Origin of the sequence: Pantoea sp. BS_8, assembly GCF_041954965.1 — a bacterium.
GTDB classification, from domain to species: domain Bacteria; phylum Pseudomonadota; class Gammaproteobacteria; order Enterobacterales; family Enterobacteriaceae; genus Pantoea; species Pantoea stewartii.
Genome location: NZ_JAVAXU010000010.1, coordinates 75,405 through 96,140, shown reverse-complemented (window position 1 = coordinate 96,140; position 20,736 = coordinate 75,405). Strand labels below are relative to the sequence as shown.

18 protein-coding genes and 2 pseudogenes are annotated in these 20,736 nt (G+C 55.1%); 13 read left to right on the top strand and 7 right to left on the bottom strand.

The window, feature by feature from the left end:
* The first annotated feature begins 2 nt into the window (after window positions 1-2).
* Window positions 3-356 carry a gamma-glutamylcyclotransferase gene (locus RAC65_RS17225; RefSeq protein ID WP_006118351.1) on the top strand — a complete coding sequence of 118 codons (354 nt, stop codon included), beginning with the start codon at window positions 3-5 and terminating at the stop codon, window positions 354-356.
* A gap of 73 nt (window positions 357-429) precedes the next feature.
* Here RAC65_RS17225 and ppa read toward each other — a convergent pair whose 3' ends face one another.
* From ppa to RAC65_RS17210, 3 genes are all read right to left on the bottom strand, one after another.
* Window positions 430-960, bottom strand: coding sequence for an inorganic diphosphatase (gene ppa, locus RAC65_RS17220; protein WP_006118350.1), 531 nt, complete (start codon window positions 958-960; stop codon window positions 430-432).
* 100 nt (window positions 961-1,060) lie between these two features.
* Complete coding sequence (locus tag RAC65_RS17215) at window positions 1,061-1,510, bottom strand: DUF441 domain-containing protein (RefSeq protein ID WP_039341815.1); 450 nt, start codon at window positions 1,508-1,510, stop codon at window positions 1,061-1,063.
* 58 nt (window positions 1,511-1,568) lie between these two features.
* Window positions 1,569-1,979, bottom strand: a complete 411-nt coding sequence (locus RAC65_RS17210) for a lysozyme inhibitor LprI family protein (RefSeq protein WP_058708628.1) — start codon at window positions 1,977-1,979, stop codon at window positions 1,569-1,571.
* 177 nt (window positions 1,980-2,156) lie between these two features.
* Here RAC65_RS17210 and RAC65_RS17205 point away from each other — a divergent pair, with 177 nt between their 5' ends.
* Complete coding sequence (locus RAC65_RS17205; RefSeq protein WP_039341822.1) at window positions 2,157-3,716, top strand: methyl-accepting chemotaxis protein; 1,560 nt, start codon at window positions 2,157-2,159, stop codon at window positions 3,714-3,716.
* 36 nt (window positions 3,717-3,752) lie between these two features.
* Here the strand turns inward: RAC65_RS17205 and fbp are convergent, their stop codons facing one another.
* Window positions 3,753-4,760 (bottom strand): class 1 fructose-bisphosphatase, encoded by a 1,008-nt coding sequence (gene fbp / locus RAC65_RS17200; RefSeq protein WP_006118345.1) that lies wholly within the window; start codon window positions 4,758-4,760, stop codon window positions 3,753-3,755.
* A gap of 167 nt (window positions 4,761-4,927) precedes the next feature.
* On the opposite strand from fbp, the gene mpl reads away from it, so the two are divergent.
* Entirely contained in the window at window positions 4,928-6,283 is a 1,356-nt protein-coding gene (gene mpl, locus RAC65_RS17195; RefSeq protein WP_375096939.1) for a UDP-N-acetylmuramate:L-alanyl-gamma-D-glutamyl-meso-diaminopimelate ligase, read from the top strand.
* Between the two features lie 84 nt (window positions 6,284-6,367).
* Here mpl and yjgA read toward each other — a convergent pair whose 3' ends face one another.
* Window positions 6,368-6,913 carry a ribosome biogenesis factor YjgA gene (gene yjgA, locus RAC65_RS17190; RefSeq protein ID WP_033740015.1) on the bottom strand — a complete coding sequence of 182 codons (546 nt, stop codon included), beginning with the start codon at window positions 6,911-6,913 and terminating at the stop codon, window positions 6,368-6,370.
* A gap of 113 nt (window positions 6,914-7,026) precedes the next feature.
* Here yjgA and pmbA point away from each other — a divergent pair, with 113 nt between their 5' ends.
* Both pmbA and cybC read left to right on the top strand, forming a co-directional pair.
* Window positions 7,027-8,367: a metalloprotease PmbA gene (pmbA, locus tag RAC65_RS17185; protein ID WP_006118343.1), complete on the top strand. Its 1,341-nt coding sequence runs from the start codon at window positions 7,027-7,029 to the stop codon at window positions 8,365-8,367.
* 95 nt (window positions 8,368-8,462) lie between these two features.
* Window positions 8,463-8,849, top strand: coding sequence for a cytochrome b562 (gene cybC, locus RAC65_RS17180; protein ID WP_006118342.1), 387 nt, complete (start codon window positions 8,463-8,465; stop codon window positions 8,847-8,849).
* A gap of 32 nt (window positions 8,850-8,881) precedes the next feature.
* Here the strand turns inward: cybC and RAC65_RS17175 are convergent, their stop codons facing one another.
* Together RAC65_RS17175 and RAC65_RS17170 are read right to left on the bottom strand one after the other, a co-directional pair.
* Window positions 8,882-9,682, bottom strand: coding sequence for a DeoR/GlpR family DNA-binding transcription regulator (locus RAC65_RS17175; protein ID WP_133745666.1), 801 nt, complete (start codon window positions 9,680-9,682; stop codon window positions 8,882-8,884).
* Window positions 9,683-9,716: 34 nt separating this feature from the next.
* Window positions 9,717-10,613: pseudogene (locus RAC65_RS17170) on the bottom strand (sugar kinase).
* Between the two features lie 166 nt (window positions 10,614-10,779).
* Between RAC65_RS17170 and yihU the strand changes: the two are divergent.
* From yihU to RAC65_RS17130, 8 genes and pseudogenes are all read left to right on the top strand, one after another.
* A complete protein-coding gene (gene yihU / locus RAC65_RS17165; RefSeq protein ID WP_054633030.1) occupies window positions 10,780-11,685 on the top strand; it encodes a sulfolactaldehyde 3-reductase in 906 nt (301 codons plus the stop codon).
* Window positions 11,686-11,699: 14 nt separating this feature from the next.
* On the top strand, window positions 11,700-12,575 hold the full coding sequence (yihT, locus tag RAC65_RS17160; RefSeq protein WP_375096938.1) for a sulfofructosephosphate aldolase: 876 nt from the start codon (window positions 11,700-11,702) through the stop codon (window positions 12,573-12,575).
* A gap of 13 nt (window positions 12,576-12,588) precedes the next feature.
* Window positions 12,589-13,830, top strand: coding sequence for a sulfoquinovose isomerase (yihS, locus tag RAC65_RS17155; protein WP_375096937.1), 1,242 nt, complete (start codon window positions 12,589-12,591; stop codon window positions 13,828-13,830).
* A gap of 26 nt (window positions 13,831-13,856) precedes the next feature.
* Window positions 13,857-14,698, top strand: a pseudogene (locus RAC65_RS17150) (aldose-1-epimerase).
* Between the two features lie 40 nt (window positions 14,699-14,738).
* Window positions 14,739-16,796, top strand: a complete 2,058-nt coding sequence (locus RAC65_RS17145) for an alpha-glucosidase (RefSeq protein WP_375096936.1) — start codon at window positions 14,739-14,741, stop codon at window positions 16,794-16,796.
* Between the two features lie 12 nt (window positions 16,797-16,808).
* Window positions 16,809-17,720 (top strand): sulfite exporter TauE/SafE family protein, encoded by a 912-nt coding sequence (locus tag RAC65_RS17140; protein ID WP_263757493.1) that lies wholly within the window; start codon window positions 16,809-16,811, stop codon window positions 17,718-17,720.
* Between the two features lie 43 nt (window positions 17,721-17,763).
* On the top strand, window positions 17,764-19,158 hold the full coding sequence (locus RAC65_RS17135; protein WP_033740007.1) for an MFS transporter: 1,395 nt from the start codon (window positions 17,764-17,766) through the stop codon (window positions 19,156-19,158).
* 25 nt (window positions 19,159-19,183) lie between these two features.
* Complete coding sequence (locus tag RAC65_RS17130; RefSeq protein WP_375096935.1) at window positions 19,184-20,611, top strand: MFS transporter; 1,428 nt, start codon at window positions 19,184-19,186, stop codon at window positions 20,609-20,611.
* The last annotated feature ends 125 nt before the right edge of the window (window positions 20,612-20,736 follow it).

The window sequence follows — 20,736 nt, the reverse complement described above, 5'->3', positions numbered from 1 at the left end:
TAATGCGAATAATTGTCTATGGCAGTTTACGGCGCAAACAGGGAAACAGTCACTGGATGACACATGCGCAATGGTTGGGTGATCACCAGATTGAGGGTTATGAACTCTACAGTCTGGGTCACTATCCTGGCGTGATCACGGGCGAAGGAACGGTATATTGCGAAGTCTACCGAATTGATGCCTCCATTCTCGCCGAGTTAGATGCGCTTCGGACCAAAGGTGGTGAGTACAAACGCCATCTGATTCAGACGCCGTTTGGTAGTGCGTGGCTTTATGTCTATCAGCGTTCGGTCGCGGGTCGCCAGCGTATCCAGAGTGGAGACTGGCTGAAGCGTGATGAGGCGTCGGAAGTCTGAATAAAAACACCGTCCAGTTGGACGGTGTTTTTTAACGGTTTACCTCAGGTAAACCTGCGTTAGCCGGGCAGAATTACTTCTTCGCCGCACGCTCAAAAGACGAGACGATCTCGGCTTTGGCTGCTTCGGCGTTATCCCAGCCGTCAACCTTAACCCATTTGCCTTTTTCCAAATCTTTGTAGTGCTCAAAGAAGTGGGTGATCTGCGCACGCAGCAGTTCTGGCAGGTCGTTTACATCTTTGATGTGATCGTACTCTTTGGTGAGTTTGGTGTGCGGGACAGCAACCAGTTTGGCATCTTCGCCAGACTCGTCGGTCATTTTTAACACGCCAACCGGACGGCAGCGGATCACTGAGCCGGGCTCCAGTGGGTACGGTGTTGGAACCAGTACGTCTACCGGGTCACCATCCAGCGACAGCGTATTGTTGATGTAACCATAGTTGCATGGATAGAACATTGCCGTAGACATAAAGCGATCCACAAACAGGGCTCCAGAATCTTTATCAACTTCATATTTGATCGGATCGGCATTCGCCGGGATCTCAATAATTACGTAGATATCTTCTGGCAGGTCTTTACCTGCTGGCACCTGGTTCAAACTCATCGGGTATTCCTTCAGTCGTCGTATGTTGAGTGTCGGCTATTATAGCCAACTGACTGTGAAAGTACGCCCCCTTTTTGGCGTTTCAGAATGCTCCTCAACGCTATTTGGCCGTGACAAACAGGGATACAATGCCCGCAGCAATCAGTGGCCCTACCGGAACGCCACGGAAAAACGCCACGCCGATTACTGTTCCTATCAGCAATCCGCCAATGACGGAAGGCTGTACACTCATAAAACTCACGCCGCGCCCGCCCAGCCAGGCCACGAAAATGCCTACCAAAATCGCGACAATCGACTGCCAGTTGGCAAAGGATTTCAGCAGGGATGACGCAGGCAGCGAACCACTGGCCAGCGGGGCCATTACGGCTACGGTAAGGATAATAATGCCCACTGTAATGCCCTGTTTTTCCACATAAGGAAAGAATTGCGACAGCGGTGTCATTTTGATGATCAGCAGGATCAGAATGGACAGGGTCACGGCAGTGTTGTGGACGAAGTAACTCAGTACAGCAAGGCAGATCAAGATCAGCGTGGAGGCGTAAGCAACCATAGTTTTTCCCTGAAAATGAATGAAGACAGTTATGACTGACTTTAAAGGGTTACATTAATCAACAATCGTCGGGGTTCGCGCAACTGCCAGTGGCTAAAGATTGCAACTGTAGAGTTTGATTGCGGACCAGCGCGGTGCTCTGGGTGGCCAGCGCAACGGGGCCGAGAGTGCCCTGCGTGTTGAGTTGGCTGCGGCTCACCGCTAACCAGGCTTCCCGGTAACGCAGCCAGGCGCGCTGGGCGATACGCAGTTTCTCTCTGGGTTCTCCGCTTAATTTTTTCATCAATGCACTGTACTGCGCGTTCATTTCCGCGTCCCATTGCTGGGTTGCCGTATCCTGACATTGCATCAAGGCCAGCGTGGTATCGGCTTGATTAAGGCATTGATTTAACGTGACATCAATCGTGGACTGCTCAGCCACTGCAAGCTTACAACTCAAGAGCGCTATCAACATTACCCTTTTTTTCATCGATTTCCCCTTTGTTTCCTTAACAAAATACCTTCAATTTCATTAACAGGTTAGCGGCAAGCACGGGATTAATCATTCACAGGCGTTAAAGTTTGCGAATCGCAATGCCGATACTTTCTCCGTTTAAGGGTTGTCGAAATTATTTCGCCTTTTACTACTCATACGGAAACGATCAAGATGAAACAGTTATCACTACGCACGGGGTTGCTGGCGTTGCTGGCATTCATGACACTGCTGTTGTTGGCGGTGAGTGTGATGGGCATTGTGGCAATCAACAAGGGCAACCGCTCGCTGGATGTGATTAACCGCATTCAGGGGATTGAGTTAAACAGTCTGTATCGCAGTAACGCCGATTTAATGCGCGCGCGTGCCAGTGCTGCGCTTGCAGTACGCAAGATTGAGATTGGTTTACTGGATGAGGGCGCGCAGGTCACCAAAACGGCGCAGGCCGATGTCGAGTCCTCTCAGCGCAATTTAAAACGTTTTGTGGATGCCGGAACCGTGACGGCGGAAGGCAAAATCATGGCCGATGCCATTGCATCAAGCTATAAGGATTACCTTGATCAGGGCATCCTGCCGATGATGAAGGCGCTCGACAAGCAGTATAACGATGAATATTACCAACTGCTGGAAGGTAAACTGGAGCCTTTATCGGCGAAGTACACCAAAGCGGTAGAGACCTTTGGCGCAAAAGCCGACGAAATTACCCAGGCACAGTTAGTTGAAGCTCAGCGCAATGAAATCATGATGAAAGTGCTGATCGCCGTGGCGGTGGGGCTCTCCGTGCTGCTGCTGGTACTGGCCTGGGTGCTGCTGCGCCGCATGTTACTGACGCCGTTGAACAATGCGATTATTCACCTTGAGCAGGTGGCGGCGGGCGATCTGTCTCAACCGTTGCCGCTGGCGGGCAACAACGAACTGGGTCGTCTTAACAATGCGCTGGCGGGTATGCAGCAGGCTCTGCGTGACTCGGTGAATAAGGTGCGTGAGGCCGGGCTGAAAATCGACAGCGGCAGCCGCGAGCTGGCGGCGGGCAACGTTCACCTTTCTCAACGTACCGAAGAATCCGCCGCGTCGCTGGAGCAAACGGCGGCCAGTATGGAACAGTTGACCGCAACGGTTCGTCTGAACGCCAGTAACGCGCAGCAGGCTCACCAGTTGGCAAATGCCGTTTCTGACAGTGCCGATCGCGGGGCGGAAGTGGTGAACTACGTGATGGAAAAAATGCGTGAGATCACCGAGAGCGCCAATCGCATCGGCGATATTCTGAGCGTGATCGACGGCATTGCCTTCCAGACCAACATTCTGGCGTTAAACGCCGCCGTGGAAGCGGCACGTGCCGGTGAACAGGGGCGCGGTTTTGCCGTCGTCGCGAATGAGGTGCGCACCCTGGCGCAGCGCAGTGCCAGCGCGGCGAAAGAGATTCGCACGCTGATCAGCGATTCACAAACGCGGGTGAAAGAGGGCAGTGAAATGGCCACGCGTGCAGGCGAAACCATGGATGATATCGCTGGTGAAGTCATGCGCGTGACGGCACTGATGAAAGAGATTTCGATGGCTTCAGAAGAGCAAAGTCGGGGCATCGATCAGGTCAACCATGCGGTGACGCAGATGGATGAAGCGGCGCAGCAGAACGCTGCGCTGGTGGAGCAGGCCACCGCCGCCACGCATTCACTGGAGGCGCAGTCAGAGCAGTTGCAGGCTGCTATGGCGCTGTTCCGGCTTCAGCAGGCATAAGACAAAATAAGGGCGCGACACCCGCGCCCTTTATGTTTAGCCCTGACGACACTCCGGGAACTCTGCCAGGAAGCGCTCTACGTCATCCACCATGGCGGTGTTGCCACAGTAGAACGGGCAGCGCTGATGCAGCGTTACGGGGGGAATATCCAGAATACGGTTTTGCCCGTCGCTGGCTTTACCGCCCGCCTGCTCGGCCAGGAAGGCCATGGGGTTGCACTCATACAGCAGGCGCAGTTTACCCTTCGGATGGCTGGCCGTGCTGGGGTAAAGGTAGATACCGCCTTTCAGCAGGTTACGATGGAAATCCGCCACCAGTGAACCGATGTAGCGTGAGGTGTAAGGACGGTGCGTTGCCACATCCTCTTCCTGACAGAATTTCAGGTATTTTTTCACGCCCTGCGGGAAACGAATGTAGTTACCTTCGTTAATGGAATAGGTGTAGCCCACTTCCGGATACGTCATCCGTTCGTGACTGAGGCAGAACACGCCCAGTGACGGATCGTAGGTAAACGCGTGCACACCACAACCGGTGGTGTAAACCATCATGGTAGACGAACCGTAAACCACATAACCGGCCGCGACCTGTTTGTTGCCCGGCTGCATGAAGTCCGCTTCGACGACCGGTGTACCGGGTTCACTGACGCGACGATAGATTGAGAAAATGGTGCCGACAGAGACGTTAACGTCGATGTTTGATGATCCATCCAGCGGATCCATCAAGACCACGTACTTGCCGTTTTCCTCGCCCTCAAAGATGACAAATTCGTCCTCTTCTTCAGAAGCGATACCGGCAACGATACCGCGCGCTTTCAGTGCGGCTTTGAGTTTTTCGTTGGCGAACAGATCCAGTTTCATCTGCTGTTCACCCTGAACATTTTCGACGCCGCTGGCCCCCAGGATATCCACTAAACCGGCTTTGTTAATATCGCGGTGGATAATTTTGGCACCCAGCTTAATCGCTGAGATAAGCGCCGTCAGTTCACCTGTAGCGTGCGGAAAGTCGTGTTGCTTCTCGACGATAAATTCGCCCAACGTTTTCATAACACATTCCCTGAATCATCGATGGAGTGGCAGCGGCATACTTCACTGCCGACGGATGCGTACGCAGTTTAGCCGATTGAACTTCAAAAACCATAGTCCTAATCCGTTTCTTCCGCTCGCAACCGAGGTTACACTGTGCGCCGAACTTTTGAGTTATGGACGTTTTTATGCGCATTCACATCCTCGGGATATGTGGCACGTTTATGGGCGGGCTGGCGATGCTGGCACGCTCCCTTGGCCATCAGGTGACAGGCTCAGATGCCAATGTTTATCCGCCGATGAGCACCCTGCTTGAGCAGCAAGGTATTGAATTAACAGAGGGTTATGACGCCAGTCAGCTTGATCCTCAACCAGACCTGGTCATCATCGGCAATGCCATGACGCGCGGTAATCCCTGTGTGGAAGCGGTTCTGGAACGCAACATTCCCTACCTTTCAGGTCCCCAATGGCTGCATGATTTCGTGCTGCGTGACCGGTGGGTGCTGGCCGTGGCCGGCACGCACGGTAAAACCACGACGGCAGGCATGGCAGCGTGGATTCTGGAGGCGTGTGGTCTGGAACCGGGCTTTATTATCGGCGGTGTACCCGGCAACTTCGATGTTTCAGCAAAATTAGGAAAAAGCCCATTCTTTGTGATTGAGGCTGACGAATATGACTGCGCGTTTTTCGATAAGCGCTCTAAATTCGTTCATTACTGCCCACGTACGCTGATTCTGAATAACCTGGAATTCGATCATGCGGATATTTTTGACGATCTGCGGGCGATCCAGAAACAGTTCCATCACCTGGTGCGCATCGTGCCGGGCCAGGGCAAGATCCTGCTGCCGGAGCACGATCATAACCTGAAGCAGGTAATGGCGATGGGCTGCTGGAGCGAGCAGGAACATGTCGGCGACGGCGGTCACTGGCAGGCGAAAAAACTGACGCCTGACGCCTCACACTGGGAAGTCTGGCTGGACGGCAACAAAGTGGGTGAAGTGAACTGGGCACTGGTCGGCAAACACAACATGCACAATGGTTTAATGGCCATTGCGGCAGCCCGTCATGTTGGCGTGAAACCCGAGGATGCCAGCCAGGCACTGGACAGCTTTATCAATGCCCGTCGTCGTCTGGAACTGCGCGGCGAGGTCAACGGCATCAAGATCTATGATGATTTTGCCCATCATCCGACCGCGATTCTTGCCACGCTGAGCGCGCTGCGCAGCAAAGTGGGCGGGACGGCGCGTATCCTGGCCGTGCTCGAACCGCGTTCAAACACCATGAAAATGGGCGTGAATAAAAATGAACTTGCCCCGTCACTGGCGCGTGCCGACGAAGTGTTTCTGTTCCAGCCGAGCCATATTCCCTGGCAGGTCGCGGATGTCGCAGAAGCCTGCATGCAGCCTGCGCACTGCAGCGCGGATATTGATGCGCTGGTAGAAACAATCGCCAAAACGGCGCAGCCGGGCGATTCCATCCTGGTAATGAGCAACGGGGGCTTTGGTGGGATTCATCAGAAGCTGCTGGATCGTCTGGCTCGTTAACCGGTAGCCGATCCTTTTCTCCCCGAACGAGGGGAGAGAAAACCCTGCGGCTGGGCACTGCTCAGCCGCACATCACCGCCAGGGTCAGACGGCTTCTGCTAATTCGCGCAGGTACTGAAAAATCTGACGGGCTGATTTTGGCGGTTTGTTACCCGCTTTTTCCTTCTGTGCATTACGAATCATGCTACGCAGTTGCTGACGATCGGCCTGAGGATAAAGGGCAAGCACGTCGGTCATCGCCTCATCGCCTTCTTCAATCAGGCGATCGCGCAGCATTTCCAGCTTGTGAAACAGCGCAACCTGCTGGTTATGACGGTTTTTAAGCTTATCCAGTGCGGTACGAATCGGTTCAACGTCGATGCTGCGCAGCAGCTTACCAATTAACTGTAACTGACGGCGGCGGCCTTCTTTCTTAATACGCTGCGCCAGTTCAATCTCGGTACGCAAACGCTCATCCAGCGGAATTTTATCCAGCGAGTTTTTCCCCAGGTCGACCAGTTCGGCCCCCAGGCGTTTCAGCTCTTCAGCATCGCGTTTGATTTCGCTCTTACTAACCCAAATAATCTCTTCATCTTCTTCTTCGTGATTATCGGGCACATCATCGAGCCACTCTTCAGGCTGCTTAGTCATATCTGGCTCCAAAAAAAAGAGGCTAATCCTACCAGTTTATCGGGTGACTGCGAAATTGTTCTCTGACTCTGATAGACTCAAATTATTCAACCATAAGATTAGACGGCAGGTCGATGAACGTATCAACTCAAGTTGCAGAACAGCGAAAAGCACTGGAACAGGCAATTGCACAGGCGCTTGAACTGGCAAAAGCAAGTACGGATGGCGCGGAAGTCGCGGTGAGCAAGACCACCGGTATTGGTGTCAGTACCCGTTACGGCGAAGTGGAAAACGTCGAATTCAACAGTGATGGCGCACTGGGCATCACCGTTTACCACCAAAACCGTAAAGGCAGTGCCTCATCGACCGATCTCAGCCCGGATGCCATTAAACGAACCGTGCAGGCGGCGATTGATATCGCACGCTATACCTCGCCGGATCCCTTTGCCGGCCCGGCGGATGCCGAACTGCTGGCTTATGACGCACCGGATCTGGATCTCTACCATCCGTGGGAGATCGATGCCGATTATGCTATCCAGCTGGCGGCACAGGCAGAGCAGGCGGCATTGCAGGCAGACAAACGCATCACCAATACTGAAGGCGGTAGTTTTAACAGCCATGTCGGTATCAAAGTCTTTGGTAACAGCCACGGCATGCTGCAAAGCTACTGTTCCAGCCGTCATTCGCTGTCCAGCTGCGTCATTGCTGAGCAGGACGGCAATATGGAGCGTGATTATGCGTACACCATTGGCCGCGCCATTGAGGACTTAAAGAGCGCGGACTGGGTTGGGGCTGAGTGCGCTCGCCGGACGCTGTCGCGCCTGGCACCGCGTAAGCTCGATACCATGAAAGCGCCGGTCATTTTTGCGCCGGAAGTCGCGACCGGCCTGTTCGGCCATCTGGTCGGCGCCATCAGCGGCAGCAGCGTCTATCGTAAATCCACATTCTTACTGGATGCGATGGGCAAACAGATTCTGCCTGAATGGCTGACCATTCAGGAGCAGCCGCATCTGTTAAAAGGCCTGGCCTCCACGCCGTTTGACAGCGAAGGCGTACGTACACAGGCCCGCGACATCATTAAAGATGGCGTGCTGCAAACCTGGCTGATGACCAGCTATTCTGCGCGCAAGCTGGGCCTGACCAGCACCGGTCACGCGGGCGGCATTCATAACTGGCGCATCGCCGGTCAGGGGCACAGCTTCAACGACATGCTGAAGCAGATGGGCACCGGGCTGGTCGTGACCGAACTGATGGGACAGGGCGTCAGCGCCATCACGGGCGATTATTCGCGTGGCGCAGCCGGTTTCTGGGTGGAGAATGGCGAGATTCAGTATCCGGTAAGTGAAATTACGATTGCAGGTAACTTAGGCGATATGTGGCGGAACATTGTTACCGTAGGCGATGACATTGAAACCCGCAGCAATATTCAGTGTGGTTCTGTTCTGTTACCCGAAATGTATATTGCCGGACAGTAAAATCTCTTTTAAGTTGTGTAGGCGATAGCAAGCGGAGGGCATCGACCCTCCGCTTTTTTATAAGCAGCGTTTTCACAATAAAAAGGAAGCTGAGCATGCGTAAAGCGTTTATGTCGTTGTTAGCTGTTGCCTTGTTATCTGTTAATGTCACCGCCGGTGCGGCTTCTCTTGAGCACGATATGAAAGAGATGGCGGGTATTTACAAGTCGCTGGATGGGGCGAAAAGCGCCGATCAGCTGCACAAAATGTTAGGTGATTTGCGCGCCAAAGCCGAAGATGCCAAAAAAGGCACCCCGGACAAACTGGAAGGCAAAGCACCGGACAGCCCGGAAATGAAAGACTTTCACAAAGGCATGGATGATTTGATTGCCCAGATTGATAAAGCCGATGCACTGGCTAAACAGGGCAAGCTGGATGAAGCCAAAGCAGAAGCGCAAAAACTGGCTGCTATCCGTAACGAAAACCACAAGAAGTTCCGCTAAACACACGCTAACCCCGGCACTGCCGGGGTTAATTATTCCGCCCCCTCATCGCCACCCGGCTTAGCCAGGATCACTTCAACCTGATGGGTTTTCAGCAGGTTTTGCAGCGCCGTACCCGGCAGTTTATCAGTGAACAGGGCTGTCGCCTGCGCCACGCTGCCCATCTCCACCGCGGCCGAGGCCTGGAATTTAGTATGATCGGCGGCGAGCAATATATGACGCGAATGCGCCATCATCGTTTGTGCAACGTTGGCCTCATTGACGTCAAATTCCAGCAGCGCACCGTCACTCTCAATGGCGCCCATGCTGGTGACGAGATAATCCGCCCGGAAACTGGCCACAAAGGCCGTGGTCACCGGACCAATAATGCCACCATTGTGTGGGCGCAACGTGCCGCCGGGCACCATGACTTCAAACTGGGGGCATTTATACAGAATATGTGCCACCCGCAGGCTGTTGGTGATAACCCGCAGATGCTTATGGTTCATCAGGGCGCGGGCCACATGCTCCACGGTGGTGCCAATCGTAATAAACACCGTGGAACCATCAGGAATGTAGTCAGCGATGGCGTCAGCGATAGATCGTTTTTCATCGGTTTGTGAGACTTCGCGCTGTTCAAAGGCGGTATTGACCACGCTGGATGCGCGGCCTGCGCCGCCATGATGACGGGTAATCAATCCCTGTTCGCTGAGTTTGCGAATGTCGCGGCGTACCGTTTGCGTCGACACATCCAGTAGCACCGCAAGTTCATCAATATTCATGTAGCCACGTTCGGCGATCAGGCTGAGTAAACGATCGTGGCGAGGATTACCGGTTACGTCCGTAAGGATCATGAGCTGCTCTCTGAAGACCACTTTGGCTGTCAGTTTAACCATTAACTGACATAAAAGAACAGGTTTGCTCATAATCGGGAATACCGGCCCGGCCACCCGGGCGCGTACATTTTAAGGCCGCGACAGCGCTGGCAAAGCGCACCGCTTCCGCCACGGCGGGCTTTTGGGCCAGCCTGAATGCCAGTGCGCCATGAAAAACATCGCCGGCACCGGTCGTGTCGACCACCCTGACATGAAAAGCTGTCTGATGCTGTAATGTGCCCGCATCAAGCCAGAGGCAACCCTAAACGCCTTGTGTCACATAGACATGGCCTTTTGTGAGCATTTGTGCTTTTTTCAGCGCACTGGCGTCACTTTCCATACCGGTCAGACGCTGCAAACCGGGTGCGGAAAACGCCGCGTGGTCGCTCAGCGTTACCAGTTCAGCAATGTTTTGTGGCGTCACATCGCCATCCAGAATGGTGGGAACGCCGGACCTGCGTGCCAGCGTAAAGGCGCATTTTGCGCCCTGATGCCAGCGGACATCCGCCAGCACGGCATCCCACTGAGAAAAATCGATTTCCGTTAGCCAGTCGGCCTCGTCGGGTAAATCCGGGCTGGGATAGTTGGCGATGATACGTTCGCCTTCAGCATCCACAAGAATGGCAGATTGCGAGGAGCGGGCAGCGTTAAAAATCTTTGTATAACGTGTATTTACGCCGTAACTGTTTAACTCGGACAGCAGCCTTTTCCCGGTGTCATCGTCCCCGACCCGGCCAATAAAATCTACCTGCGCACCCAACTTTGCAGCCGCGACGGCTGCCGTGGCCGCCGGGCCACCGCCGACTTCCCGATAGTTGCTGGCGACATATTTTCCGCCCTGATGCGGTAACGTTTCCAGGTACCAGATGCGATCCAGTACGGTGATCCCTACACAAGCTATGCGCGTCATCACTCTTCCTCAGACATTTTCTCGTGCTGTCATTTTAATTTCATCAAATGTTTTAAAAGTGACACCTGTCAATTTTTTGACCATAAATTACAAATATGATCCAAAAAAGACAGTAAAAATCATATATCGGACAAAATGTGACATTCATCGGGTTTGGGAGAGCGGTATGGCGGAAGTAGCGTTTATTGGACTGGGGCAAATGGGGGCGCCGATGGCGAGCAATCTGCTTAAGCAGGGCTATCAGCTCAGGGTGTTTGACGTCAATCCCGAGGCGGTTGCCAGGTTAGTGGAAAAAGGCGCACAGGCTGCCCGTTCTCCAGCCGAGGCCGCCGAAGGGGCTGAATTCGTTATCACCATGCTGCCCAATGGCGATTTGGTGCGCGCTGTCCTGTCAGGTGATCAGGGCGTCTGTACCACGCTGTCGCCTTCGGCACTGGTGATCGATATGTCGACGATCCATCCGCTACAGACCGACCAGATGATTAACGAGATGCGGGCGAGCGGCTTCAGCATGATGGACGTGCCGGTTGGGCGTACATCCGATCATGCTATCGCCGGCACGCTGTTGCTGCTGGCAGGCGGAACACTGCAACAGATTGAGCGGGCAAAACCGCTGCTGTTGGCCATGGGAAATGAGGTGGTGGTGGCTGGCGGACCGGGCATGGGGATTCGCGTCAAGCTGATTAATAACTACATGAGTATCGCCCTGAATGCGCTCTCTGCAGAGGCGGCGGTGCTGTGTGAAGGGCTGGGGCTGCCGCTGGACGTTGCGCTACAGGTCATGAACGGCACGCCAGCAGGGAAGGGGCACTTCACCACGACCTGGCCAAATAAGGTGCTGAAAGGCGACCTGTCACCGGCCTTTATGATCGATCTGGCTCATAAAGATCTGGGCATCGCGCTGGATGTGGCTAACCAGCTGCATGTGCCCATGCCGCTCGGGGCCGCCTCACGTGAGGTTTACAGCCAGGCGCGCGCCGCCGGACGCGGACGTCAGGACTGGACCGCCCTTCTCGAACACGTGCGCGCCAGCGCAGGCCTCTCACCTTCGACAACCCCTTGTGACGCTTAATCAGAGGAAAGCACATGACTCATTACACCCTTAAAGACATCGCCCGGCCATCAGGTGGTTTCGCCATGCTGGCTGTGGATCAGCGTGAAGCGATGCGGCTGATGTTTGCCGCCGCGGGTGCGCCACAGCCGGTCAGCGATCGGGTTCTGACCGGATTCAAAGTGAATGCCGCCAGCGTGTTATCGCCTTATGCCTCCGCCATCCTGGTGGATCAGCAATTTTGCTTTCAGCAGATTGTGGAGCAGCGGGCTGTGTCGCCCGGTTGCGGCATCATTGTCGCGGCGGATGCGTTTATCCCGGGCAACGGCATTCCGGTTGACAGTGTGGAGATTGATCACCGCGTCGATCCTCAGGCCGTCAAGCGTGACGGGGCAAAGGCGCTCAAGCTGCTGGTGCTGTGGCGCAGCGATGAAGACGCACAGCAGCGGCTCGATATGGTGAATACCTTCACTGCGCGCTGTCACCGCCATGGTCTGCTCAGCATTATCGAACCCGTTGTCAGACCGCCGCGCCGGGGCGATCGCTTCGATCGCGAGCAGGCGATCCTCGCTGCAGCGAAGGAACTGGGTAACAGCGGAGCGGATCTTTATAAGGTGGAAATGCCGCTGTACGGCAAAGGTTCACAAGCCGACCTGCTGACGGCCGCGCAGAAACTTAACGATTTGATCATGATGCCGTGGGTCATCCTCTCCTCTGGCATTGACGAAAAATTATTCCCACGAGCCGTCAGAGTCGCCATGCAGGCGGGTGCCTCCGGATTCCTGGCGGGCCGCGCAGTCTGGTCTTCGGTTATTGGTTTGCCCGATACCGACCTGATGCTGCGGGATATCTCTGTTCCCAGACTGCAACGGCTGGGCGAGATCGTAGATGAAATGATGGCGAAACGTTAATAGGGAGAAGCAGATGAAATGGTTTAACACCTTAAGCCACAATCGCTGGCTCGAACAGGAAACCGATCGGATTTTCAGTTTTGGCAAGCATGCGGCGGTGCCAACCGGATTTGGCTGGCTGGGTAATAACGGTCAGGTCAAACCCGATAAGGGAACGCACCTGTGGATTACCGCCCGCATGTTGCACGTCTATGCGGTGGCGGCCTCAATGGGGCGGCCCGGGGCTTATCAACTGGTTGAACATGGTATCAATGCGTTAAACGGTGCGCTTCGCGATAAAAAATATGGCGGCTGGTACGCCTGCGTCAACGATGAAGGCGTTCTCGATGCCTCCAAGCAGGGCTACCAGCATTTTTTTGTATTGCTGGGCGCCGCCAGCGCCGTTACCACCGGCCATCCGGCGGCACGTCCATTGCTGGATGAGGCGATCAAGGTCATTGAACGTTACTTCTGGAGTGAAGACGAGCAGATGTGCCTGGAATCCTGGGACGAGGCATTCAGCAAGACCGAAGACTACCGGGGAGGGAACGCCAATATGCACGCCGTTGAAGCGTTCCTGATCGTGTATGACGTCACGCACGATAAGAAATGGCTGGATCGCGCGCTGCGCGTCACGTCCGTAATCATCCATGATGTCGCGCGTCAAAATAATTACCGCGTGAATGAACACTTTGACACGCACTGGACGCCACTGCGCGATTACAACAAAGACAACCCTGCCCACCGCTTCCGTGCTTATGGTGGCACGCCCGGCCACTGGATTGAGTGGGGGCGACTGATGCTGCATCTGCACGCCGCGCTTGAAGCGCGCTTTGAAACCCCACCGGCCTGGTTAGCGGAAGATGCCAAAGGGTTATTTCACGCCACCCTGCGTGATGCCTGGGCGCCCGATGGCGCAGACGGTTTCGTTTATACCGTGGACTGGGACGGCAAGCCCGTGGTGCGCGAGCGGGTACGCTGGCCTATCGTCGAAGCGATGGGAACCGCCTATGCGCTGTATACCGTCACCGGTGAGGCGCAATACGAAGCCTGGTATCAGAAGTGGTGGGACTACTGCATGACCTACCTGATGGACTTCGAAAACGGTTCCTGGTGGCAGGAACTGGATTGCGAAAACAAGGTGACGACCAAAGTCTGGGACGGCAAACAGGATATCTATCACCTGCTGCATTGCCTGGTCATCCCACGCCTTCCGCTGGCACCGGGCCTGGCACCCGCTGTCGCCGCCGGATTACTGGACTGTAACGCAAAATAATTCCAAAACAGACGGGAGTACCAGCTATGCACAGCAGCGGAAAAACCCTTGTACTGCGGGCCGGAGACTATCAGGCCACCCTTGTCACCGTGGGCGCGGGTCTGGCTGAACTGACATACGCAGGTCAGCATCTGGTGCTCCCCCATCCCCCTGAAACCCTGCCGCTGGCGCACATGGGGAAAGTCCTGATTCCCTGGCCCAATCGCGTCGCGAAGGGCACCTGGTACCATAACGGTAAATGGCTTCATTTACCGATCAACGATCACGAAGGGGAACCGCCATTCACGGTTTGCTGGCGTGGCGTGACTGGCAGATTACGGAACATACCGACAGCACAGCGAGGCTAACAATCTTTTTACCGCCCAGCTACGGGTATCCGTTTGCCCTGGTTTCAACGGTGACGTACCGGCTGGATGCCATGCAGGGCCTGCTGGTGACGCTCGACAGTCAAAATACAGGACGTGAACCTGCTCCTTATGGCGCAGGTGCGCACCCGTATCTGACCTGCAACAGAATGCCGCTGGACGAGTGCCTGCTCACGTTGCCTGCCGCGATAGCGCAAGGCGATTTCCTTTCCCCACGTCTGCTCGGCGCAACGCAAATTGATGACAGCCTTCGCACAGGCACGGACGGCCAGCAGTGGGAAGTGCGCCTGACCAGCCGGAAGCCGTCCCTTTCTGTTTACTTACGTAGCGATCAGCCCTGGCTGCAAATTTACACCGGCGAAAAACTGGGCCGCACCGGGCTGGCAACCGAGCCCATGAGTTGCCCGCCTGATGCGTTTAACTCCGGCGTTGATCTGGTCTGGCTCGCACCGCAGGCGACGCATCGGCTGGCCTTCACCCTTGGCTGCGATCGCCCCGGATAAAGATCACCTTACCGCCTTACCCTACAACTAAGAGGCCAGTATGCACTTACAACATCTTGAAACGGCAGGGGTAAAACTCACTGCCACTGATAACGGCTTTTCACTGGTTTATCACGGCCGCGTTATTCTGAGCCACAGCCCGGAAGCGCCCTGTCTGTGGATGGGGCACGGTCGGGCCGACATTAAAATGTTTCGTGGCAACTTCAGTATCAAAGATCGGCTGAATGAAAAGCTGGCTCTGACTGAGGTCACCATGACGTCGCAGGCCGACTGTTGGCACATCCGTTTCTCGCGCGGCAACGTCATCAGCGCCACGCTGACGGTTGGGCTGGATGCCGGCGGGCGTTTACTGCTCACACTAAATAATGACGCCGACAGTCATAACCGCATCTGGCTACGGCTGGCAGCGCAGCAGGCGGATCACATCTACGGCTGCGGCGAACAGTTTTCCTGTTTTGACCTGCGCGGGAAACCGTTCCCGCTCTGGACCAGTGAGCAGGGCGTCGGACGGAATAAAAACAGTTATGTTACCTGGCAGGCGGACTGCGCGGAGAATGCCGGCGGCGATTATTACTGGACGTTTTTCCCTCAGCCCACCTTCGTCAGCAGCCAGAAGTATTACTGCCATGTGGACAACAGCGGCTACATGAATTTTGACTTCAGCGCACCCGATTATCACGAACTGGCGTTCTGGGAAAACCGCGCGACGTTACGCTTTGAATGCGCCGACAGCTATATTGCGCTGCTGGAAAAACTGAGCGCCTTGCTGGGCCGCCAGCCTGAATTGCCTGACTGGGTTTACGATGGCGTGATTCTGGGCATTCAGGGCGGCACCGACGTGTGTCAGCAGAAGTTAGACAAGATGCGTCAGGCGGGTGTGAAGGTTAACGGTATCTGGGCTCAGGACTGGTCCGGTATTCGCATGACGTCGTTTGGCAAACGTGTCATGTGGAACTGGCAGTGGGACAGCGAACTCTATCCGCAACTGGATACACGCATTCAGCAATGGAAAGCCGAAGGTGTCCAGTTTCTCTCTTATATCAATCCTTATGTCGCCAGCGATCGCCCTCTGTGTGACGAGGCCGCCCGGCACGGCTATCTCACCAAAACGGCTTCCGGTCAGGACTACCACGTTGAATTTGGTGAGTTCTATGCGGGCGTTGTCGATCTGACTCATCCTGATGCTTATAACTGGTTCAAAGAGGTTATCAAACAAAATCTGATCGGCCTGGGCTGTGGCGGCTGGATGGCGGATTTTGGCGAATATCTCCCAACCGATACGGTTCTGCATAACGGTGTCCACGCCGAGATTATGCATAATGCCTGGCCTGCGCTGTGGGCAAAATGTAACTACGACGCGCTGGCAGAAACCGGCAAGCTCGGCGAAACGCTCTATTTTATGCGCGCGGGTTATACCGGCAGTCAGAAATACGCCGTGATGATGTGGGCCGGGGATCAAAACGTTGACTGGAGTCTGGACGATGGCCTCGCGTCGGTAGTGCCTGCCGCCTTGTCGCTGGCAATGAGTGGGCACGGTTTGCATCACAGTGACATTGGTGGCTATACCACGCTCTACGGCATGAAACGGAGCAAAGAACTGCTGCTGCGTTGGTGTGATTTCAACACCTTTACGCCCATGATGCGCACCCATGAAGGTAACCGTCCCGGCGATAACTGGCAGTTTGACAGCGATGACGAAACCATGGCGCATTTTGCCCGTATGTCGACGATCTTTACTTCCTTAAAGCCTTACATCAGGCAGGCGATGGCGCAGAATGCCCGCAGTGGTCTGCCTGTTATGCGGCCGCTTTTCCTGCACTATGAAGCGGATGCCCGCACTTATTCGCTGAAATACCAGTACCTGTTTGGTCGTGATTTGCTGGTCGCGCCAGTGTATGAAGAGGGCCGCCACGACTGGACGCTCTATCTGCCGGAGGATCGCTGGATAAACCTCTGGACCGGTGAAGCGGCCAGCGGTGGCGAGATCACGGTGGACGCACCGCTTGGTCAGCCGCCCGTATTTTACCGGGCTGAAAGTGAATGGCAGGCGTTATTTGCCTCATTACGGCTGATCGACAGTGCCGGTTCGACGCGATAAAGGAGAAAGGGTATGGATTTCTTCACGCTTTTTACTCCCGACGGGCTTGAGCTGAGTATTGAGGTTGTCTGCATCATCATCGCCATCATGTTCCTGTATACCTTCATCGGTATCTGCGCAGGCTTTGGTGGCGCGCTGGTGACGATGCCGCTGATCACCTTGTTGCTGCCGGTCAAAATGGCGGCACCTATGTCGGTCATTGTCGGGACAGCCACTGCGTTATATGCCACCTGGTTGTCACGTAACGAAACCCACTGGCGATCTGCGCTGGTGCTTATCCTGTTCTCCTTTGCCGGCATTCCCCTGGGGATTTATGCGCTCGCCAGTTTCCCGGACAACATCATGAAAACCGGGCTGGGAACTTTCCTGATCCTGTACGCGTTTTACAGCCTGTTTGTTCCTCGTCTGCCCGTCTGTGACAAAAACTGGCTAGTGGTGCCGACGGGCATCATCGCCGGCGCTCTGGGGTCGGCTTTTGCGACCAACGGCCCGCCGGTAGTGATTTATGGCATGTTGAGAAATCTGGCTCCGGCGGCGTTTCGTGGCACGCTCAATGCGTTTTTTACCGCCAGTAACATCGCCATTATTGGCGGCCTGACGACCAGCGGCATCTTAACGCTGTCAACCGTCAAGCTGGTGCTGTTCTGCGTGCCCACCATGATCCTGGGCTCGCTGGTGGGCCAGTATGTTCACCAACGCATCTCTGTCAGCACTTTCCGGCTGATGGTACTCCTGCTGCTGATCGCATCCGGCGCCATGCTGGTCAAGGGGGCGTTGGCGATTCCGGCATGGTCGGTACTGGTGCCGGTGTTTGGCCTGCTGGCGATTATGCAGTGGGTATTGGGCAAAAAAGTTGCGGCGATACGCGCGGAAACACAGCAGCAAGCGGAAACACAGCAGCAAAACGCTTCCCCTTCATCCTGAGCAAGGTTACCCGCCAGGCGGGCGGGTAAACCGGAGAACCATCATGAATCAGCAAACTGTATCTTCTGCCGGCGAGCCTGCGACGCTGCGGTTGCCGTTCCGGGAAAAAGTGGCCTATGGCATGGGCGATCTGGGTTCTAACATCCTGTTAGATATCGGGACGCTTTACTTACTGAAGTTCTATACCGATGTGCTGGAGCTGCCGGGAACGTACGGCGGAATTATCTTTCTGGTCGCCAAATTCTTCACGGCGTTTACCGATATGGGCACGGGCATCATGCTGGATTCGCGGCGCAGGATTGGCCCGAAAGGGAAGTTCCGGCCGTTTGTCTTGTACGCCGCGTTTCCGGTCACGCTTTTGGCTGTCGCCAACTTTATCGGTACGCCGTTTGAAATCACCGGTAAAGCGGTCGTCGCCACGGTGTTGTTTATGTTGTATGGCCTGTTCTTCAGCATGATGAACTGTTCGTATGGGGCGATGGTGCCCGCCATCACCAAAAATCCTGATGAGCGCGCCTCCCTGGCCGCCTGGCGGCAGGGCGGTGCAACGCTGGGGTTACTGATTTGTACTGTGGGTTTTGTGCCGGTGATGAACCTGGCAGAAGGCAGCGCGCAGTTCCGCTATATCGCTGCAGCCACACTTTTCTCGGCATTTGGTTTGTTCTTTATGTGGTGGTGCTATGCCGGTGTAAAGGAGCGCTATGTCGAACAGCCGTCTGCCCACCCCACGCAAAACCCGGGCCTGTTAGCCTCCTTCCGCGCTATCGCGGGTAACCGTCCGCTGTTTATTCTCTGTATTGCCAACCTGTGCACACTGGGGGCGTTCAACGTCAAGCTGGCGATTCAGGTCTATTACACCCAGTACGTTCTGAACGATCCCATCCTGCTGTCATGGATGGGCTTCTTTAGCATGGGCTGCATTTTTATCGGTGTCTTTATGATGCCCGGCGCCGTCAGGCGCTTTGGTAAGAAAAAAGTGTATATCGGCGGTTTGCTGATTTGGGTCGTGGGCGATCTGCTCAACTATTGCTATGGGGGCGGTTCCGTCAGTTTCATCGTGTTTTCCTGTCTGGCTTTTTTTGGATCTGCCTTTGTGAACAGTCTTAACTGGGCTTTGGTCTCTGATACGGTCGAATACGGGGAATGGCGGACGGGCGTGCGTTCTGAAGGCACGGTTTATACCGGTTTCACCTTTTTCCGTAAGGTCTCACAGGCACTGGCGGGCTTTTTCCCCGGCTGGATGCTGACCCAGATTGGCTACGTGCCTAACGTTGTCCAGCGCGCCGGTACGGTCGAGGGCCTGAAGCAACTGATGTTTATTTATCCCGGTGCGTTAGCCGTGGTCACGATTGTGGCCATGGGGTGTTTCTACAACCTCAATGAAAAGATGTATGTCCGCATCATTGACGAGATTGACGCCCGTAAGCGTCAGCACTGATTTGGCTCTGTGATAAGGATCCGTTATGAACACAGGTTCTGATCCCTTAACGCTGAAACTGCCTCTGCGTGAGAAGTTTGCTTACGGCATCGGTGATTTCGGCTCCAACCTGATGCTGGCTATCGGGACGCTTTACTTACTTAAGTTTTACACCGATGAACTGGGGATGCCGGCCTGGTATGGCGGCATGATTTTCCTCGTCGCCAAATTCTTTACGGCCCTTACCGATATGTTTACGGGCATCGTGCTGGATTCACGGCGGACAATTGGCACAAAAGGAAAATTCAGGCCGTTTATCCTGTATTTTTCGCTGCCGGTCGCGCTGGTGGCGGCGGCGCAGTTTGTGGCGCATGACCTCAGCCTGACATGTAAAACGGCTGTCGCCACCGCGCTGTTTATGCTGTTTGGCCTGTTTTACAGTCTGATGAACTGTTCCTACGGGGCAATGGTGCCTGCCATCACCAGGAATCCCACCGAGCGCGCTCATCTTGCCGCCTGGCGGCAGGGCGGAGCCACGTTAGGATTGCTGGTTTGTACCGTAGGCTTTATGCCCATCCAGTCGCTGTTTGTGGGCAAAAGTGCGCTGGGTTATCAGGTGGCGGCTGCCGTCTTTGTCACTGGCGGATTGCTGTGCATGGGGCTTTGCTACAGCGGCGTGAAAGAACGCTATGTCGAGGTCACGCCCGCCCATCACAAACCTGGCGTTGCAACCGCCTTTCGCGCCATCTTTCACAATCCGCCCTTGCGGACGCTGTGCCTGGCGAACCTGTGTACCCTGGCGGCATTCAACATCAAGCTGGCGATTCAGGTTTATTACACCCAGTACGTGCTGAACGATGTCAGTCTGCTCTCCTGGATGGGTTTCTTCAGCATGGGCTGTATTCTGGCCGGTGTGCTGCTGGTGCCCGCTGCGGTGAAACGTTGGGGTAAAAAGCAGGTGTATCTCGGTGGTTTAGTATTCTGGGCTGTCGGCGATCTGTGCAATTTTCTCTGGGGCAGCACATCGCTAATGTTCGTCCTGTTCTCCTGTATGGCGTTCTTCGGCACAGCGTTTGTGAACAGCCTTAACTGGGCGCTGGTGCCGGATACCGTCGAGTACGGTGAATGGAAAACCGGTATCCGCGCAGAGGGCGCCTGCTATACCGGCTACACCTTCTTCCGTAAAATCTCTGCCGCCATGGCGGGTTTTTTGCCGGGCCTGATGCTGACACAAATCGGCTATGTGCCGAATGCCCTTCAATCGGATGCCACGCTGGCGGGGCTGCGGCAGTTGATCTTTATCTGGCCCTGTACGCTGGCCATCGCGGCGGCACTGATTATGGGATGGGGTTACAGGCTCAATGAAGCGCGTTTCGCGCGCATTGTCGCGGCCATTAATCAACGTAAACGGCACGCTCTTGCCCCTACGCGCAACGAGGCCTGCGTTCAGGTGACGGGGGCGGAAAAGCCATAAGTTTCTCTGTTAAGACGTGATGGCAGGTAACTGTTTGCCAGTTTTGTGACAGCGGTACAGTACCGGCCATCGCGCATTATGTGTTCACAGGCGCATCACTGCGTACAGGTAAGACAGCCTAACCT

What these genes read in the sequence shown, in the direction of transcription:
- RAC65_RS17225 (WP_006118351.1), top strand. Translation starts at nt 3, where the DNA reads ATGCGAATAATTGTCTATGGCAGTTTACGGCGCAAACAGGGAAACAGT.
- ppa (WP_006118350.1), bottom strand. Translation starts at nt 960, where the DNA reads ATGAGTTTGAACCAGGTGCCAGCAGGTAAAGACCTGCCAGAAGATATC.
- RAC65_RS17215 (WP_039341815.1), bottom strand. Translation starts at nt 1,510, where the DNA reads ATGGTTGCTTACGCCTCCACGCTGATCTTGATCTGCCTTGCTGTACTG.
- RAC65_RS17210 (WP_058708628.1), bottom strand. Translation starts at nt 1,979, where the DNA reads ATGAAAAAAAGGGTAATGTTGATAGCGCTCTTGAGTTGTAAGCTTGCA.
- RAC65_RS17205 (WP_039341822.1), top strand. Translation starts at nt 2,157, where the DNA reads ATGAAACAGTTATCACTACGCACGGGGTTGCTGGCGTTGCTGGCATTC.
- fbp (WP_006118345.1), bottom strand. Translation starts at nt 4,760, where the DNA reads ATGAAAACGTTGGGCGAATTTATCGTCGAGAAGCAACACGACTTTCCG.
- mpl (WP_375096939.1), top strand. Translation starts at nt 4,928, where the DNA reads ATGCGCATTCACATCCTCGGGATATGTGGCACGTTTATGGGCGGGCTG.
- yjgA (WP_033740015.1), bottom strand. Translation starts at nt 6,913, where the DNA reads ATGACTAAGCAGCCTGAAGAGTGGCTCGATGATGTGCCCGATAATCAC.
- pmbA (WP_006118343.1), top strand. Translation starts at nt 7,027, where the DNA reads ATGAACGTATCAACTCAAGTTGCAGAACAGCGAAAAGCACTGGAACAG.
- cybC (WP_006118342.1), top strand. Translation starts at nt 8,463, where the DNA reads ATGCGTAAAGCGTTTATGTCGTTGTTAGCTGTTGCCTTGTTATCTGTT.
- RAC65_RS17175 (WP_133745666.1), bottom strand. Translation starts at nt 9,682, where the DNA reads ATGATCCTTACGGACGTAACCGGTAATCCTCGCCACGATCGTTTACTC.
- yihU (WP_054633030.1), top strand. Translation starts at nt 10,780, where the DNA reads ATGGCGGAAGTAGCGTTTATTGGACTGGGGCAAATGGGGGCGCCGATG.
- yihT (WP_375096938.1), top strand. Translation starts at nt 11,700, where the DNA reads ATGACTCATTACACCCTTAAAGACATCGCCCGGCCATCAGGTGGTTTC.
- yihS (WP_375096937.1), top strand. Translation starts at nt 12,589, where the DNA reads ATGAAATGGTTTAACACCTTAAGCCACAATCGCTGGCTCGAACAGGAA.
- RAC65_RS17145 (WP_375096936.1), top strand. Translation starts at nt 14,739, where the DNA reads ATGCACTTACAACATCTTGAAACGGCAGGGGTAAAACTCACTGCCACT.
- RAC65_RS17140 (WP_263757493.1), top strand. Translation starts at nt 16,809, where the DNA reads ATGGATTTCTTCACGCTTTTTACTCCCGACGGGCTTGAGCTGAGTATT.
- RAC65_RS17135 (WP_033740007.1), top strand. Translation starts at nt 17,764, where the DNA reads ATGAATCAGCAAACTGTATCTTCTGCCGGCGAGCCTGCGACGCTGCGG.
- RAC65_RS17130 (WP_375096935.1), top strand. Translation starts at nt 19,184, where the DNA reads ATGAACACAGGTTCTGATCCCTTAACGCTGAAACTGCCTCTGCGTGAG.